The organism is Nostoc sp. UHCC 0252, assembly GCF_034931145.1.
GTDB lineage: Bacteria > Cyanobacteriota > Cyanobacteriia > Cyanobacteriales > Nostocaceae > Nostoc.
Genome location: NZ_JAYGHE010000014.1, coordinates 45,879 through 62,931, shown reverse-complemented (window position 1 = coordinate 62,931; position 17,053 = coordinate 45,879). Strand labels below are relative to the sequence as shown.

At 41.3% G+C, this 17,053-nt stretch carries 15 protein-coding genes; 6 read left to right on the top strand and 9 right to left on the bottom strand.

Translation table 11 applies throughout. From position 1 onward, the window contains the following. Positions 1-274: 274 nt before the first annotated feature. From VB732_RS11510 to VB732_RS11495, 4 genes are all read right to left on the bottom strand, one after another. Positions 275-1,294 carry a hypothetical protein gene (locus tag VB732_RS11510; RefSeq protein WP_323230967.1) on the bottom strand — a complete coding sequence of 340 codons (1,020 nt, stop codon included), beginning with the start codon at positions 1,292-1,294 and terminating at the stop codon, positions 275-277. 10 nt (positions 1,295-1,304) lie between these two features. Continuing rightward, positions 1,305-1,550, bottom strand: coding sequence for a hypothetical protein (locus VB732_RS11505; RefSeq protein WP_323230966.1), 246 nt, complete (start codon positions 1,548-1,550; stop codon positions 1,305-1,307). A 460-nt stretch (positions 1,551-2,010) separates the two neighbouring features. Beyond that, positions 2,011-2,508, bottom strand: a complete 498-nt coding sequence (locus VB732_RS11500) for an Hsp20/alpha crystallin family protein (RefSeq protein WP_323230965.1) — start codon at positions 2,506-2,508, stop codon at positions 2,011-2,013. Positions 2,509-2,821: 313 nt separating this feature from the next. Beyond that, positions 2,822-4,264 carry a TonB family protein gene (locus VB732_RS11495; protein WP_323230964.1) on the bottom strand — a complete coding sequence of 481 codons (1,443 nt, stop codon included), beginning with the start codon at positions 4,262-4,264 and terminating at the stop codon, positions 2,822-2,824. 342 nt (positions 4,265-4,606) lie between these two features. On the opposite strand from VB732_RS11495, the gene VB732_RS11490 reads away from it, so the two are divergent. Both VB732_RS11490 and VB732_RS11485 read left to right on the top strand, forming a co-directional pair. Further along, on the top strand, positions 4,607-5,260 hold the full coding sequence (locus VB732_RS11490) for a MotA/TolQ/ExbB proton channel family protein (protein WP_323230963.1): 654 nt from the start codon (positions 4,607-4,609) through the stop codon (positions 5,258-5,260). Beyond that, complete coding sequence (locus VB732_RS11485; protein ID WP_323230962.1) at positions 5,244-5,645, top strand: biopolymer transporter ExbD; 402 nt, start codon at positions 5,244-5,246, stop codon at positions 5,643-5,645. Before VB732_RS11490 ends, VB732_RS11485 begins: the two co-directional genes overlap by 17 nt. Before the next feature lie 81 nt (positions 5,646-5,726). On the opposite strand, the gene VB732_RS11480 is transcribed toward VB732_RS11485, so the two are convergent. Together VB732_RS11480 and VB732_RS11475 are read right to left on the bottom strand one after the other, a co-directional pair. Continuing rightward, a complete protein-coding gene (locus VB732_RS11480) occupies positions 5,727-6,491 on the bottom strand; it encodes a thioesterase II family protein (protein WP_323230961.1) in 765 nt (254 codons plus the stop codon). 630 nt (positions 6,492-7,121) lie between these two features. After that, complete coding sequence (locus VB732_RS11475) at positions 7,122-8,342, bottom strand: glycosyltransferase family protein (RefSeq protein ID WP_323230960.1); 1,221 nt, start codon at positions 8,340-8,342, stop codon at positions 7,122-7,124. A gap of 723 nt (positions 8,343-9,065) precedes the next feature. Here VB732_RS11475 and VB732_RS11470 point away from each other — a divergent pair. The 3 genes from VB732_RS11470 (at position 9,066) to VB732_RS11460 (ending at position 11,928) form a co-directional block, all read left to right on the top strand. Beyond that, positions 9,066-10,547, top strand: a complete 1,482-nt coding sequence (locus VB732_RS11470) for a carotenoid oxygenase family protein (protein ID WP_323230959.1) — start codon at positions 9,066-9,068, stop codon at positions 10,545-10,547. Between the two features lie 286 nt (positions 10,548-10,833). Further along, positions 10,834-10,983 (top strand): hypothetical protein, encoded by a 150-nt coding sequence (locus tag VB732_RS11465; RefSeq protein ID WP_323230958.1) that lies wholly within the window; start codon positions 10,834-10,836, stop codon positions 10,981-10,983. Positions 10,984-11,268: 285 nt separating this feature from the next. Further along, positions 11,269-11,928: a hypothetical protein gene (locus VB732_RS11460; protein WP_323230957.1), complete on the top strand. Its 660-nt coding sequence runs from the start codon at positions 11,269-11,271 to the stop codon at positions 11,926-11,928. 423 nt (positions 11,929-12,351) lie between these two features. Here the strand turns inward: VB732_RS11460 and glgB are convergent, their stop codons facing one another. The 3 genes from glgB to VB732_RS11445 form a co-directional block, all read right to left on the bottom strand. Further along, positions 12,352-14,643 (bottom strand): 1,4-alpha-glucan branching enzyme, encoded by a 2,292-nt coding sequence (gene glgB / locus VB732_RS11455; RefSeq protein ID WP_323230956.1) that lies wholly within the window; start codon positions 14,641-14,643, stop codon positions 12,352-12,354. Between the two features lie 179 nt (positions 14,644-14,822). Further along, on the bottom strand, positions 14,823-15,152 hold the full coding sequence (locus VB732_RS11450) for a hypothetical protein (RefSeq protein WP_323231020.1): 330 nt from the start codon (positions 15,150-15,152) through the stop codon (positions 14,823-14,825). 504 nt (positions 15,153-15,656) lie between these two features. Next, positions 15,657-15,839 (bottom strand): hypothetical protein, encoded by a 183-nt coding sequence (locus VB732_RS11445; protein WP_323230955.1) that lies wholly within the window; start codon positions 15,837-15,839, stop codon positions 15,657-15,659. A 485-nt stretch (positions 15,840-16,324) separates the two neighbouring features. On the opposite strand from VB732_RS11445, the gene VB732_RS11440 reads away from it, so the two are divergent. Next, entirely contained in the window at positions 16,325-17,023 is a 699-nt protein-coding gene (locus VB732_RS11440) for a hypothetical protein (RefSeq protein ID WP_323230954.1), read from the top strand. The last annotated feature ends 30 nt before the right edge of the window (positions 17,024-17,053 follow it).

Genomic DNA, 17,053 nt, shown 5'->3' with positions numbered 1-17,053 from the left:
TTCTGAACTCGGAACTTTGACTTTTGAACTTGGAACTTCGACCTCTGAACTCGGAACTTTGACTTCTGAACACAAAGCGTAAGTAAGTAGACACAATTAAATATAAGGAGATGTCATTGCGAGCGGAACGAAGTGAAGCGTGGCAATCTCAGTTTTTGCGATTGCTATCTCTACGAGACGCTCCGCGAACACTTCGTTCGCAATGACAAACTATCTTATATTTATTTAGATCCACCTACTTAAAGCTTAGAACTTACAATCCCCAATCCCCAATTTAACGAGCCTTTGATATCAGATTGGAGTCTAAAGTATAAAAGCCAATTTCGTTAGGAACCCTAGAAAATCTGCCTGTCCGATAGCCTCTAGATAATTCATTCAGCACCTTATTTTTAATCTCTCTAGTTTGCTGAGAATCTAGTTCTCCATAAATGCCGGCGATGACTTCAGCAACGCTGAAAACTTTACCTGGATTTTCTTCAAAAAGAGAAGTGAGGGCATCAATTAAGAATTGACCCTCAAAGGCTTTGAGCATCGGTACTGTTTTTGTCGGGGGTACAAAAGGCTTTTTATTTTTGTTTCTAGAAGCACCATTGCGTTTACTTGGGGCTACCAAACTTAAATCCAGAGTATAACAACCTGGCTCATCGGGAATAGTTACCCAGTAATTCCTTTCTCTACCTTGGGTAAGGGAAGATTGAACCCTACCTTTAACTACTTTAAATAGATAGGGATCTAACTCTCCATAAAGCGATCGCACAATAAAATCAATATGACAGACAGTACCGATTTGCTCTTGTAATAGCTGTTTGATGGCTTCCATTCGGGAGATAGCATGATTGTACTGGGGTAGCATGGGGATTTCTGCTACCTTCGTTGAACTATCGTTGTTCTCTGAAGCGATCTTTGCATCTGACGATGTAGTTGCAGGTTTTCTCTCTTTTGTATCAACGGTAGAAGAGGAATTATCGATCTTAACCCGATCTGAATCTGTGAGTTCTGATTGTAGAGACTCCACCTTGATTTCGTTGATGTCATCGGGAGGTGATAAAAACCGCAGAGAGCCTTCTTGAGAAAGATTCGAGCTTTCGTCAGCCGCCGTCAGTCTTGACATTTGCTTGTTGGGATCGGAATAAGACCAGTTAGACAACAACGCTTCTACATGATCGAGTTGCGATCGCGCCTGTACAAAGAGGCGTTCATACTCTTCTGTGAGGCGACCATAATAATCTCGTAATTCCAACAGTGGTGAGAGAAAGTCCCCTGGAGGTGGTTCTAATTGTCCATTTTGAGTCATAAGGCTTCAATCAATTTAAATCGATGTCACTTTTGTAAGACATTGGTCTAGGTTTTGCTTTCTGAGATGTTGGCTGGGATTTCTTCGGCGCTTGGGGAGGGCGACATTTCTCACAATATAAGGGTCGAGGCCCGAACGTCTCACGTTTTGTCAGATCGTTACACTCTTTACAGACAAACTGGAAAACACGAGTATGAATCTGTCTTTTGTGCGCTCTGACAGTGTATTCCCTAACATCAATGAATTTACTTGCCATAATCAGAATTGTGAATTGCCTTCGGATCAATGTCCTATCAATATAGCTATTCAAGCAAATCAAACTGCATCAGTGTGTGTTTATGTAGAAGTTTTATCCAAATCAGTGAATTTGACATCTGACATAAAGTGCAGTTGAGGGATTTGAGAGTTAGCCCTTGACTATCATCTCAGCATATTAATTGGCGTTCAGTAAATACTACCAAGTAGGACGGCGATAATTAAAGGTTTGTAGCTCTAACTGCTTTTCGGTTAAGACAAGAGACGCGATGAATCGCCGTCTATACAATAATTTCATCAAAAAACTTCTCCTCCTCGTGATATAGGTGTACTAATTGGCGAAACTATTGCTGTATAAGAAAGAACCGCCTCCTATTTCTAGAAGGCGGCGATCGCTGATCATGGGGGTGGGAATTGGAATCAAAAGAATTATTTCCCACTCCCCAATTATTAGTGTTGAATTAACCGAGATTGACTTTGACGGCTTTGTGTTTTTCTGATTCCGCTTTCGGCAAAGTTAATTGGAGAATACCATTTTTGTATTCAGCTTGCACTTTGCTGTTTTGAATTTGGGAAGGTAAGGGGATTATCCTCTGAAATTTTCCATAACGGAACTCAGAGCGAGTCATACCGTTTTCTTCATTTTTGGTTTCAGTCTTGCGCTCACCGCTAATCAAAATTGATTCGGGAGTTGCTTCTATATTGATATCTTTTGCTTCTAAACCAGGTAGTTCTAGTTTCAAGCGAATTGCATCATCAGTTTCTTCTAGTTCAGCAGCCGGACTAAATATAAATCCAGACCTTTCACCACCATTAGTAGTTGGCATCAATCTGTCAAACAAGCGATTCATTTGCCTTTGCAAGGTGTCTATTTCGCGGAATGGTTCTAAACGTTCGCTATCTCGGAATGGTTCTAAACGTTCAAGATCCAGCAATGGGTTCCAACGAATCAGTGCCATAACTATCACCTCTAAGATGAACTATTTAGTCTTAGTAGGAGGCTCAATCTCAAGCTTCTTAGCTTACGAACAACTGATAAAATGGTTGTTAAGCAATCTTAAATTGCCCGAAGCTAAATCTCAAGCTTCCTAGTTATTAGACTATATCAATGTTCAAGTTGAGCGGGTTCGGTTTTATAGTAATGTGCGATGTCTACGACGGGCTACGCCTACGCAATAACCGTACTTAATTAAACATAATTTAAAAGCCAGGAGGCTTATGTAATCTAACTCCTGGCTTACTTTGAGATGATTGCAGTGGATTTATGTCACTTTACTGCTGACTAGGAGCAGCAGACGGTGCAGCCGGTTGCGATTGAGGTTTTTGGCGTAAACCACGCAAAGATTCCCGCAACTTATTCTGACTCGCGTTATCTCTTCGCCGCCGCCGATTTGTGGTTGCTTGTGGCTTTGGTGATGCAGCAGGAGCAGTTCGTTCACGCTGGACGCGGCGTAAAGACTCTCTAGCAGAAGTTCCTTGGGTGCGAGTTGTGTTTGCTCCAGATGATGAGTTTGTAGCAGGATTTTCCCTTCTTTGGGGTTCTAACCGTCTACTAAATCCAGATATTGCTGGTTTTGTGGTTCTAACTGGATTAGATGAAGGAGATGAAGGAGCCAACTCTCTGCGTCTACGTCTTGGATTTTCTTCTGTGGAGTTAGTCGCCGTTCTCTGCTGGGTTCTCTCTTCTGCTTCTCTTTGTCTTTTTCGTTCTTGAACTTGGCGCGATCGCCGTGAACCCTGTATGGCAAATTCAGTGGCGATTGATACCCCTTTTCTACCACCTTCTGTGGGTTTTAATTTCCACTCACGCGCTTGTCTTAATTGGGCTTCGTCCAATTCACGGTTTCCACTGGATCTGGTTAGCCGCACATTAGTAACATTACCTTGTGCATCACTATCTACAGCTACTTCCACTCTACCTTCAACTCCTCGCCGTCTTGCTGCCTCTGGATATTTGGCATTACATTCGCGGCAGGCTGCACGACCGTTGCCGTTACCTGAAGTGTTAGTTTTTGGAGGTGTTGGTGCTGTTGGTGCTATTGGTGCTATTGGTGCTATTGGTGCTGTTGCTACTGGCGGACGATTTACTGTTTGATTCCCAGTACCACTGCCGATGCCGGTACCAGTACCACTACCAATACCGCCACCAGTACCAGTCCCAGTTCCTCCACCAGTACCAGTACCACTGTTTGTACCTACAGCAATGCCACTACCTGAACCTAAAGCAACACCAGAACCGCCACCTTGAGGAGCAGCAGTTGTCACAGGGATTACTGGCTTGGGAGCAATTTCTCTGTTAGCTGGCTGTGGATTTTGAGTAGTTTGTTGTGGTTGTTGAACTGGCTGTGGATTTTGAGTAGTTTGTTGTGGTTGCTTTTGAATTGGCTCAATTTTTGGCCTTTCAATCACTTCTTGTACTGGTTTTTGTACTGGCGGAGTTACTATAGATTGTTTTTGAATAACTTCAGGTAATTTTTTGGGTTCTTCTGGAATTTTCTCAACTGGTTTTTCTGGTTCGGGAGTCGGAGAATCAACGATCGCAAATTCTATTGCGTCATCTTCTTCTGTCGGCACTCTCGTCAAATAATTAGTTATGCCTGAAGACAGTACGCCGATATGCAGCGCCAGGGAACCTATTAGACTGTAAGTCAGAAAAGACTTGAGAGCCTCAACTTCTTTGGAACGTTGCTCGACAGTAGTGCCGGAAAAGCTCATAGCTATTGCTACCTATTCTCACTAATTTAGCTATCTTAGAATGCAGGGTTACAAATATCAAGTAAAAAATTAAAATTACTTGGGATAGCGTTACGGAATCCTGCAATAACAAAAACATCCTTCCCAAGCACCAATATCATGGATTTTGGACAAAATTAATTTTTGTTACAATCTAATTAAATTAATTTATGTAAAACAAACTAACAATTAAATAAAAGTCATAATCATTACATTTGAAAAATTTATCATTATATTCTATATTTTATTGAGAAAAAGTTTCAGCTTTTCTCTAGATTCTGGTAGTCTAATTTTGTATTGTGGACGACGTTATAGAGGCACTACATGGGAATTCAGAATTTGTTTGCAGCAGGCGGTGTGGTCATGTGGCCCCTGTTGGCGTTTTCGGTGTTGGGTGTGGCACTGATCATCGAGCGGATCAGGTTTTGGGTAAGGATCAATCAACGTCAAAGCCGTGTGGTGCGAGATGTTTTGAATCTTTATCGTCTCGATAATGTTGTCGGTGCAATGGATAAACTTCAGAAAAATGCAGATTTGCCACTCGCCCGGATTTTTCTGGCGGCTTTAGAATTAGAGGAGCCAAATCCAGAGGAATTTCGTTTGGCCTTAGAAAGCGAATCGCAGGCTGAGATTCCTGTCTTAAAACGTTTCCAAAACATTTTTGAGACAATTATTAGTCTGGCACCACTGTTAGGTCTTCTTGGCACAGTACTAGGATTGATAGCCTCCTTTGCTTCCCTAAATCTTGGTGACGTGGGAGGTAGCAGAACAACTACTGTTACATCTGGGATTAGTGAAGCTCTAGTATCAACAGCATCAGGATTGATAGTTGCTATATTCATACTCTTGTTTGCCAATACCTTCCGGGGACTGTACCAACGGCAGATTGCATTAATTCAGGAGTATGGGGGACAGCTAGAATTACTTTACCGCCGTCGCTATGAACGAGGAGAAAAAACCTATGCGTCTACCAGATGAACCAGAACTTCCACTACAGATCAACATCTTGCCGATGATTGACGTGATTTTTGCAATTTTGACATTTTTTATCATGTCAACTCTGTTTTTAACACGTTCAGAAGGTTTGCCAGTCAATTTACCGAAGGCCAGCACAGCGAAACAACAACAAGTTCCGACTAAAGTTACCGTTACGGTAGATGAAAAACAACAGGTAAGTCTGAACCGTAAACCAATTGAAATTGAGGATTTGACAGAGCAAATACGCGCTCTAGTTGGTTCTAACCCAGAAGTTTTGGTGATTATTAATGCTGATGAGAAAGTTGATTATGGTCGAGTAGTAGCGGTGATGGATCGGGTTCGTAAAGTTGAAGGGGCAAAGTTAGCGATCGCTACCCAAAAATAAAAAGTAGAAATATTGTACATCAGAAGTTCAGAGAGTCAGAAAATTTCTATATTCTGACTCCTTCTTATTTAATGGTTACTATCAGCTACGCTTAGACATCTGCAATTCTTGAGATATAAGTTTAAATAATAATTCTTGATGTGAATGGATAAAAAAGTGGTCGCCGTTGAACTCGTGTAATGAGAAAGCACCCATAGTCTGTTCTCGCCATGCTTGCAAAGCTTCATGACTAACTTCTTGGTCTTGCAAACCACCAAAAACAGTCATAGGACAGTCCAATGGCTGTTTTTGAGTGTAAATATAAGTTTCTAGAACTGCAAAATCTGCCCGCAAAACCGGGAGGAACATCTGCATAAGTTCTGGGTTTTCTAGTACTGCTTTGGGTGTACCGTTAAGACTGCGTAGCTCGTCTTGCAAATCAGAGTCTGATAGGGTGTGGAGGAATGGTTTTATCAGTGGTAATTGTGGGGCGCGGCGAGCAGATATGAAGAGGTGAAAGGGAGAAATACTATACTTAGAGCTAAGTAGATGTGTCAACTCGAAGCTAACTAATCCGCCCATACTGTAACCGAAGAAGGCGAATGGTTTGTCTAAGTATGGCATGAGAACTGGAGCGATCGCTTCCACAAGAGATTCTAATCGCGTCAAGGGTGCTAACTTCATCTGTCTTCCCCGCCCTGGATATTCCACTGCACAGACTTCAACATTACTAGGTAGATTATTAGGCCATGTGCGAAAAATTGCCGCACTACCACCAGCGTAGGGTAAGCAGAATAAACGCAAGTTTGCTTGAGGATTGGGCTGAGGACAGATAATCCAGGAATTAGAGCTTGGTGTAGTTGTCATCGTCGAGTTTAGAGCTAGATAATACAACTTTGCTTTAATTTTTAAATATATTCACTGATAATATTATGACAGTAATGGAACCTTGTCCGACATCAAATGACGAAGCGATCGCAAAAACCACAGGATTGTGCGATTACTTCGTTCCGCTATCGCTGCACTCGTAATGACCATTTATTGGGTCTAAAAAGCTTGAAACTCTTGCAGATAAAACTTGTGTGTACACTGTAGCCACTATATACGGAGAGGGTTAGGGTGGGGTAAAACTGAGACAAAAAACAGGTGAGTAAACTATTTCAAACTTGTGTATATACCATAGCCTTTTTAAGGGAGGAACCGGAATCAAAGTCCCCCTCTTTTAAAGGGGAATTTAGGGGGATCTAAAACTTTTGATACAGACAAGAGGACTTTTCAAACAACCTCAAATACTCCTGTCTGATTTTTGAATAAAATTTAAGATAAAACCATGATAGAAAGGGCTTTTCACTCTCAATATGTTTTCAAAAATCAAATCGGAGTTCTTCTATATGCCAAGACCATCGCTGTCTATAAGGTTATCGATATAATATATAGTGTCTTAATTACCTCCAACAAATTAATTTTTGGGCATTTAAGAAATAATGATAATAATTATCAAGGTGGAGAACTAACCAATGATCCATCAGACATTTGGTGGATCTGATTGGCTAAGTTCTTCAACTTGGTCTTTCTAGACAACATGATTTCACTAGGTTTAACATCTACTGACTCAAGAATTGTCTGCAAGCGATATACCCAATCATGTCGCAGTAGTGAGTTGACAACATTCTCTTTCCTAATTCTTGCCAAGCGTTCGGGTTGAGCATCCAAATCTGCGATAATCTCACCGATTTCAGGAGTATCAAAGGGAATCTTGATAACAGCATCAGGCCAATCAAAATATTTGTCGAATTCCTTTGAAACCGGAGGCTCACCAAGCATGATTGTTCCAGCAGCAGCACCCTCAAAAAAGCGAGAACCAAACTCTTGGTTAGTTCTTATGAATTCCGCCTCATTAATTCGTGCGCGATTGGCAAAGAAATAACGGCTTCTTTTAATTAAATTAGCTAATAAACTCCGATGTTCTTTAGCATTGTTTACCGCAAAGGTTTGTTGTTTAGTGGCATTTTTGATTCCAGAAATTTTGATGGTATCGTAGTAATAAAAAGCTTGTTGCTGTTGTGCAAATTCTAAGAGGGCTTGATGGGTTATAGGTGAACGACGACCCAGGTTGCAAACATCGATACTGCGGTGAGGCAATAAGGGATAGGGGCTGAATTTTAATGTGTCTACCCCAGGTGGTAAATAAGTACAGGGACGACCAGTGATTTTACTGATAGCCTCAGTAGAATTTTTTGTACCGACAAAAATATGATCGAAATCCTTTAAAAACTCCAAAAAATAGAAATTAGAAGGCTGAAGATATGATTCCCAAAATTCGAATATATAGCAAACTGCCTTATTGCATTTTTGCCGCCAATTTTTGAATGAATGCAGTGCGAACAGTTCAAAAGGAAAATTAAATGTAGGAAAGAACAATTCATACTCTTGGTTAAAGAAGTAGGGATTAGCTCCTGGCACGAGGGACTCAGCTAATGGTTTAGAATTAGTCAGATATCTAGTAATTTTGTAGATTTTTCGCGTTACACTGTCGTCGGCACTCAATAATTTGAGCATGTCAACAGCATCGTTCTCGGAGATCGTATCTTCAAACTCATATAAGTTACACAAAGCCACTAAATTAGCGATTTCACGCATTGATACTAAGAGAATACGTGATTTTTCATCGGACAATGAATTAAATTTCTCTGTAAATAAATATTTATCTGTTTTCATCTACTTCCCTACTTTAACAAAGTGTGCTAAAGCCAAATAATATCTGGTTTAATCTGTTACTTTTTCTACGATGGATTTTGTATGAGTGAATTTTGATGTTTTCCAGATTAGCTTTGGACTTCAGCATTCCTCAGTAACTACTTACATCAAAGCATGTAAAAGGATAATTTTGGCTAAAATATGATGAAGTTTTAGAAGGCAGTAGATAAAAAGCAGGGTGGCCATTAAAGTCGAAAAGCTAGCTGAGATAAAGGAACACAAGCTTTGAGAGAAGGGAAGATGCTAAGGGATGTGCTTACTATACTGAGTCATCAATTAGAAACTCTCAAAGCCTTGGTGATAAATAATCACAATCAATACAAGTGCTTCAAGCATTCGTTAAACGCCCACAAAAAATCTTACTCAAAGCTTCACATTTCATGACAAAAATGATTAACTTATATGAAGAAGAAATAAAAACTAGAATACACAAGTTGTTATCTTTCTTGATGAATATGTCATGTTCTCTCTAAATGAACACTTTAGACAATGCTTGATAAGCTTCAGTCCAAGCCACCATCACTTATTCTGTAGCAGCTTCTACCAAAATATCTTTCATGGCTTGCAGTAAACTTTCTCCGACAATAAGATATTTTCCCTATTCCCCACCTAAACGGTTTAATTGCATCAAAGACGAAAATGTAAGAATGCAGGTATGTACATCGATCATTATCAAAATTTGATATGCATACTATTAGCAAAAAGTCAAAAACAAAAGGTTGGGCAGGTGCAATACCTTCTCTACGAGACGCTACGCGAACGGTGAGCTTTGCTAACGCACAACCAGCGAAAGAATTTCCCTCTACCCAATTGCCAATTATCTCTGGTAAAATCCCAGAAGCCTTGCGCGGCACTCTTTACCGCAATGGCCCGGCACGGCTAGAACGCGGTGGCATTCGCATGGGACACTGGTTTGATGGAGATGGGGCAATTCTTGCTGTAAATTTTACCGATGCAGGTGCAACCGGGGTTTATCGCTACGTACAAACCTCTGGCTATCAAGAAGAAGCCGCAGCAGGTAAACTACTCTACGGCAATTATGGTATGACTGCACCAGGCCCAATTTGGAATCAATGGCAAAAGCCCATCAAGAATACTGCCAATACCTCGGTGCTTGCACTTCCAGATAAACTTTTGGCATTGTGGGAAGGTGGTAAACCCCACGCCCTCGATTTACAAACTTTAAAGACTTTGGGTGAAGATGATTTAGGAGGATTAACTAAAGGATTAACCTATTCTGCACATTGTAAGCGTGACAAGCAAACAGGAGAGATTTTCAACTTTGGTATCACCCCTGGACAAAATGCGACGCTGAATATTTACAAAAGCGATTCGACTGGGCGGATTATCCAACAAGCCGCATACCAGCTAGATGGTATACCATTGGTGCATGATTTTGTTTTAGCTGGACAGTATGTTGTATTTTTCATTCCGCCAGTGCGGTTGAATGTCTTACCCGTGTTAATAGGGATAAACAACTATAGTGATTCGCTAGAGTGGCAACCTAGATTAGGAACTCAGATTTTAGTTATTGACCGAGAAACTTTATCTGTAGTGAGTCGTGGAGAAACCGAACCTTGGTTCCAATGGCATTTTGCTAATGGTTATGTAGATGCTAGCGGTTCAGTAATTGTGGATATTGCCCGTTATGAAGATTTTCAAACTAACCAATATCTTAAGGAAGTAGCAACAGGTGAGACTCATAACCCAGCTAAAAGTACGCTAACACGAGTTCATCTGCATCCTCAAACTGGTAAAATTGCGTCAATTCAGCAATTATTTAGCAGACATTGTGAATTTCCCAATGTGCCACAGCAAAACGTGGGGAAAGCTTCTCGCTACACATATATGTCAACATCACGTTCGGGAACAGATATCAGCCAAGAAATATTAAATGCGATCGCTCGTCTCGATCACAATACCGAAACTCTCACTGAAGCAAACTTTGGAGAAAACCGTTATCCTTCAGAACCCATCCACGCCCAAGACACCCAAAACCCTGAGCAAAGTTGGGTGTTAACCGTTGTCTACGATGGTAACTCTCATAGTAGCGAAGTTTGGGTATTTGATAGCGATCGCCTGGATGCCGAACCCGTTTGCAAACTAGGATTACCCAACGTCATACCCCACAGTTTCCACGGCACTTGGAACCCAGCCTCTTCATAGGGAATAGGAGAAACCCACAGCTTTTAAGCTGTGGGTTTGTAAACTGTTACGCAAATAAGATTGCACATCAACTGGTGAGGTTGTCCTAAGTCAATAGTCCTTTGTCCAATTGGTAAACACAAATGACTAATGATTAATAGACCTCTTGCAACAGTCAAAAAATCAAGAATGTCATTCTGAAGGGAACGCAGTGGAGAGAAGAATCTCACTACTCTGTTTAGCACCGCTCAATATGATAATTTAAACATTTATGCAAGAGGTCTAATGACGTTCTACACCGAAAATAATGCAATATGTAGGCGCGTTAACTTATCAAGATTGCAGAAAACTGTATTGTCTTTTGACGGGTGTGTTGCCAAAATTGCAATACCACATTAAAACCAGTCAAGCAATTTTAGATTTATTCTGCCTACTAGAGGCGGCGGATGAACCGTAAGGAAAAATATCGGGTGATTTATAATCGCCGCTATACAAACAAAAACCGCCTACGCGGACTTAGTTTATATAGTCTTAAATTTTCATCTTTTAGATAAGACGTATTGAAGAAGAATTCAGAAGTCAGAATTCAGGAGTCAGAATCAAGACGCTCGTTTGCGTAGCGTCTCCCCTTGGGAGAAGACTCGCTTGCCGCCGGCGCTATCTGCTAGTCGTACAGAATTCATTCTGAATTCTGACTCCTGACTCCTGAATTCTGTTCGATAACCAAGTATTTCAAATTAAGATGAACAGACGTAAACATACAATTGAACATGCATTTACTATTATTCATAATGGCCCTCTACAAACTTTAGCAAACGTCTTGAGACAGATGCAGGCTCAAGACTGGTCACATGAGGAATTAAGATTGCAGTTAGAAAAACTAAATTATGAAATTCGAGAAATCGGTGAATATTTAAAGCTAGAGGCTTTATCTCAATACGAAAGTCTCCGTTTAGGTAGCGGGTTAAAAATTAACTTAACATGCCCAATCCATGAACTTTTTTATGTTGTATACTCTAGTACACTAGAACGCTCGGACTTAGAGTATTTAAAAGATATAAAAGTAAAAATTCGTACATTCGAACCAGTAGACGAAAAGTATTTAAGTGTTCAAAATAAACAGGAACTTTGTTTATTTCTGGAAGAAGCTTTATGTAATGTAGGTAAACATGCTAAAGGTGTCAGATGTATCGAAGCTATTGGGAAGAAAGACAATGATTCCTATACCCTTAAGATTCAAGATAACGGATCTGGACTGATTTCATATTTGGAAAGTAAAGGGACAAAACAATTAAAAAATATCGCCAAAAACTTGGGTGGTGATTTTAAACGTGAGACTCTTTATCCCAAAGGAACGATATGCCAAATAACTTGGAAATTAGTAAATAGTAAGAGTAATTAGGGCACAACACAAAAATTAAATATTTTTTTCATAAGAAACAACATGATATATCAAATCTTAAACCTAATTATTGATATGACCTTGCCAAATTTTCATTAGCGATCGCCAGTCCCTCTCCGAGTCGGAGAGGGAAAGGTTTTACATAGTAAAACCAGGGAGAGGTCTTTTTATTCGATTAAACTATGGGCACATAATGGACTCGTCGAACTACATTCACATTATTATCGTTATTACTGTTTTGATATAGTTCCAAAGCCGATTCCCAAGATTGAATAGCATCATGAAAGTTTCGTTTCCTTTTTGTAACTTTCAATGCCTTGATTAACTAATATAACAGTACAAAATAGGGGCAATTCGTGAATTGCCCCTACAATGTTGATCATCAAAAAACAGTCTTGGATGGGCAATGCCCACCCAAAATTGTTATCCAATTACCTCAGTAGTCTTCTTCTTATCCAACTTGAGAATTAACACACCCAAAGGTGGTAAACACAAATCCAGCGAATAAGGACGACTGTGCAAAGACCAATCATCTGTCCACTTACCACCTAAGTTGCCCATATTACTGCCGCCATACTGACGCGCATCGCTATTAAACAACTCAGTATAAAATCCCTTTTGCGGTACACCGATGCGGTAGTGAGAATGCGGTTGCGGTGTAAAATTGCAAACGACGATCGCAAAATCATCAGAATCCTTATCACGACGCATGAAGGAAACTACACTATGGCGGTTGTCGCTACAGTCAATCCACTCAAAGCCAGGTTCAGCAAAATCCTGAGTGTACAAAACTGGTTCAGAACGGTAGAGATGGTTCAATTCTCGGAAAAACGTTCTTAACTGTTGGTGGGCTTCATGCTGTAATAAATGCCACTCCAAATCTGCCCAAGCATTCCACTCACTCCATTGCCCAAACTCCATGCTCATAAACATGGTTTTCTTACCTGGGTGAGCAAACATATAGCTAAATAAACAACGGATATTAGCTAACTTCTGCCATGTATCCCCCGGCATTTTGCCGATGATATTGCTTTTACCATGCACCACTTCGTCGTGAGACAGAGCCAGCATGAAGTTCTCGCTGTGGTTGTACCACATACTAAAGGTGATGTTGTTTTGATGGAACTGGCGGAACCAAGGATCCATGCTGAAGTAATCCAGCATATCGTGCATCCAGCCCATATTCCACTTCAAGTTAAAGCCTAGTCCGCCTGTGTAGGTGGGCCAAGATACCATCGGCCAAGAAGTGGATTCTTCAGCAATTGAGAGAATACCGGGGAAATAGCTAAAGATAATGTGATTTACCTGACGCAGAAAATCTGCTGCTTCTAGGTTTTCTCTACCGCCATACTGGTTGGGTAGCCATTCTCCTGGTTCGCGGCAATAATCGTTATACAGCATCGAGGCAACAGCATCGACACGAATCCCGTCAATGTGATACTTGTCAAACCAAAAGAGGGCATTGGCTGCGAGGAAGTTACTAACTTCATGGCGACCATAGTTGAACACCAAAGTACCCCATTCTTTATGTTCACCTTTACGGGGGTCAGCGTGTTCGTACAGGTGGCTACCATCAAAGAAAGCTAAACCGTGTCCATCTTTGGGGAAGTGACCGGGAACCCAATCCACAATTACCCCCATATCATTTTGGTGACATTTGTCAACAAAATACATGAAATCTTCGGGGCTGCCAAAACGGGAAGTGGGGGCATAGTATCCAGTTACTTGATAACCCCAAGAGCCATCAAAGGGATGCTCTGCAATGGGTAGCATTTCTATATGGGTGTATCCTAATTCTTTGACGTAAGGAATTAGTCGGTCAGCTAGTTCGCGGTAGGTAAGGAAGCGTGCGCCCGGTTTCAATTCAGAAACGACAACTACCGGTTCAGTTTCGCCATTTGGCAGTTTAGCAGGTTCGGCACTCGAAGCATGTAACCAAGAGCCTAAATGCACTTCATAAACGGAGACGGGCTGGGTAAGGGGGTCAGTGTGCCGCCGCTTTTCCATCCAGCCTTCGTCATTCCAACTGTAAGAATCTAAATCAGTGACAATGGATGCTGTTTTCGGGCGGGGTTCTTGCTGGAAACCGTAGGGATCGGATTTTTCGTAAATGTGCCCTTCAAAATTTTTGATTTCGTATTTGTAATGCTCTCCCACACCGATTTCAGGAATAAATAATTCCCAAACCCCGGTAGGGCCTTTACGCATCTGGTGTTTCCGTCCATCCCAAAGGTTGAAATCTCCCAACAATGAAACGTTGCGAGCGTTAGGTGCCCAAACTGCGAAATAAACGCCTTTAACGCCGCCTATTTCTGTGGGATGCGCTCCCAGTTTTTCATATATCCGGTGATGATTGCCTTCACTAAACAAATGCAAATCAAAGTCTGTCAAGTTGGGAGAACGGAAAGCGTAAGGGTCATAAGTGACTCGCTCATGTTCACCCTCTTTAATCCGTAACTGGTAGTTTGCCAGTTCTGCGGTTTCAATCGTGCATTCAAAAAAGTGGGGATGATGCACTGTTTGCATTGGGTATTCCTTCCGTTCTTCAGGAAGAACCACCCATGCTGCACTTGCATTTGGTAAGTAGGCCCGCACAGCCCAGACAGTTTTGCCGTCTTGTTCTATGGGGTGAGAACCTAGTATTTCAAAGGGATCGTTATGCTGATTCCAAACGATGCTGTTAACCTGTTCAGGGGCGATCGTGGTCATGGACATGAAGCTACCTAAGTGAAATAACGTGATTGACTAAATCTACTTTTTTAATATCTATATATATTCTTTACATTTATTTGCAATTTTGTCGCCACCGTTATCGTACATCAGAATGGGGAATGGGGAATGGGGAATGGGGTAGAGGATGAATGACTAATGACAAATGACAAATGACGAATTTATCAAAAATTTAAAAATGGGAAAAACTGAAGTAAGGTTTTACGTAGGCGAAGCAAGAAAATCTGATCCCGAATTTTGGGGTCTAGTTTTGGTGGTGGGACTTGTTGAAGCTGCGCCTGTACTTGGATGTATTCAGCAGCTGTTAGGAATCTTCCATCAATTGGCGATCGCGCCTCTATGATAATCTGTGTCCTTAATATTTCTTCTGGCGTATCCTCTGGCGGGGGTAATGCTATGACCATCGATCCCCAATAGCCATTTAACACAAAAAATGTTGCAGTAATCACAATCAAGCCCAGGAAATTTACTGCCTCTCTTGCCTTAATCCCCATCTCCTGAACTGCGTTCACAACGCAGTATGAAAATCTGTTTCCCAATTCCCCATTCCCAATAAAAATCTGGCAACATCAAGGTACACCACTATGTCTCTCTTAATACAGAATAGACTACAGGGAATGCTCTTGAGCAATTGCCAGCGATCGCAATGAATTATTTTTTCCTCTCAAAACTCAGGAGTCTAAGCCATTGCAAACACTAAATCAGGGAAATATTTACTCGCAAGATGGCTTAGATATATGGAACTTAATTCCCCTTTCCTTGGAATAAGATTCGATCAGGCGATAATTTCAGGCAAACACTGGTTTAGGAGGTAATCCTCGTCACCAGTGTTCGTTACTTGCTGCCCTACTTAGCTGATATTTGAGCGAACCCTAAGCTCTGATACACCAACAGAAAGATATAGGTTTCTAGATAAACCTCATTAATCCAAGCTAGATGGTGACGAGGGTTGCTACTAAGTTGTTTAGGACATGATTTCAACTAAAGCTAAAAATGCCTTACTTAGGAGTTGCTGCGGGGGTAGTTGCGGGAGTAATTGCGGGAGTAATTGCGGGAGTAGCAGCAGGTGCATCAGTTGGTTCACCTGTAGCAGATGGAGTAGGGGTACCACCGCCATCACAGGCTCCGAGAATTGTAGCCAGACTTAACATTAGAGCAAAACCAAAGACTTTTGTTTTCATAAACTCCTCTTTCACCAATTGTGGCTAGAACAATATTTTCGCCTGTTGAATACGATACCGTATTTATTGCTTTTTTTTTAAATCCTAGAAGATTACATACTAAAAAAACAATCCTTTGGGGTATTCTTTTTCAGATTATTTATCAATCATCCAGCCATCTGATTAGTTTCTTTTAACTCAGGAGCAAAACAGAAATTACCGAATTTTCTAGCAAACAGAGCTATCATAGCAAAAATTTTATTTTTTTCATGAAGTATTGCACCTTGCTGCCCTGCGTTGCCATACTTTAGGTGCGATAACTGGAGGGCAAGCTGTCTAGTTGCTAATCACTGATTGCAAACATTGGTACGGCTACCTATTAGAACAGTTAAAAGGGTGTAGTCTGTTATGTGTGCTTGTCGCCCACAGAAAGGGATTCTGACCTTAGCAAAAACAGGCAATCAAAAAATCAATCTAAAGTACAGTATTTTTCATCTAAAAAATTTATGGTAGTTGCTCGTAAATCTGCTATTTCTACAAAAGGTAATTGGTTCCGGCGAGATTCTATCCTTTCTTTAGGGAGGCGACGCTCTAAGGCTATGGAGTCGGTAGCAAGGAGCGCTTCTACACCAGTGACCCCAGCCACACCTGTATCCTCTCCGAGACAACAACGTTCCTCAAAAAATTTAGCCGCTTCTTCTACAAATCAGGCAGCTATGCTCAAATCGGTGAAAGAGTTGGGTAGACAACAAATGCCAAATCTCAACGGACAGTCCAGTGCAACTCAGAAGAGTTCAGGGGTAGATTTTCCTCGCCTTCCCACAATGCCTAATTCTGGAACAGCACCTTCATGGTTGTTGCGCTTGTACACCTTTCATCGTTATTCGACAGTTTTCGCGTTCTTGTTAGTAGCATCGACACTTGCTGTTTATGGCTGGACGGTATACTCTCAACAGCTTTGGGGTAAGTCATATCGCAGACTGCACAACCTCCAACGTCACGAACGGATGTTAACGACAACCAATGCCACGCTGACAAATAAAATGGCTAAGGACGCGGAGCAACCAGCAGCAGGGCTTGTATCGCCGACTCCTCAAGGAATGATTTTCTTGTCTCCACCATCTCATACCCCTAAACCAGCATCATCTAACATCACGCCAAGTTCAGAAAAGCAACAACAAACGCTCTCGCCACTGGGATACTAATCCTTAAGAGTCATTAGTCATTTGTCGTTA